This is a genomic window from Citrobacter sp. VF227 (assembly GCF_052950715.1).
In genome coordinates this window covers 1-506 of the sequence record NZ_JBRFVF010000281.1, presented here as the reverse complement: position 1 = coordinate 506, position 506 = coordinate 1, and the positions used below count along the sequence as shown (strand labels likewise).

The window sequence follows — 506 nt, the reverse complement described above, 5'->3', positions numbered from 1 at the left end:
TCTCGGGCGCGCCCTTGTAGACGGTCTTCGCGAAGGTGACGTCCTCGATCATGTGGCCGCCGCCCTGCCAGGGCGGCATCGCCTCGAGCAGGTGCGTCTTGCCGTAGAGCGCGCCGATGCCCGTCGGCCCGAACACCTTGTGGCCGGAGAAGACCAGGAAGTCCGCGTCCAGGGACTGCACGTCCAGCGGCATGTGCGGCGAGGATTGCGCCGCGTCGACCAGCACCGGCACCCCGTAGGCGTGGGCGAGCTCGATGATCTCCCGCACCGGGTTCACGGTGCCGAGCGCGTTGGCCACCTGCGTCACCGAGACGATCTTGGTGCGGCCCGACAGGAGCGCCGCGTACTGCTCGAAGATGATCTCGCCGCGGTCGTTCACCGGGATCACCCGGAGCGTCGCCCCGGTCTGCTGCGCCAGCAGCTGCCAGGGCACGATGTTGGCGTGGTGCTCGATGGTCGAGACGATGATCTCGTCGCCCGGGCCGATCTGGGCCCGGCCGTAGGAA

1 protein-coding gene is annotated in these 506 nt (G+C 69.2%); it reads right to left on the bottom strand.

Features of this window, described 5'->3' with window-relative positions; genetic code table 11:
- Positions 1 to 506 (bottom strand): aminotransferase class V-fold PLP-dependent enzyme (locus ACU8YC_RS26325; protein ID WP_446896167.1); only part of this gene is annotated, 506 nt, incomplete at both ends.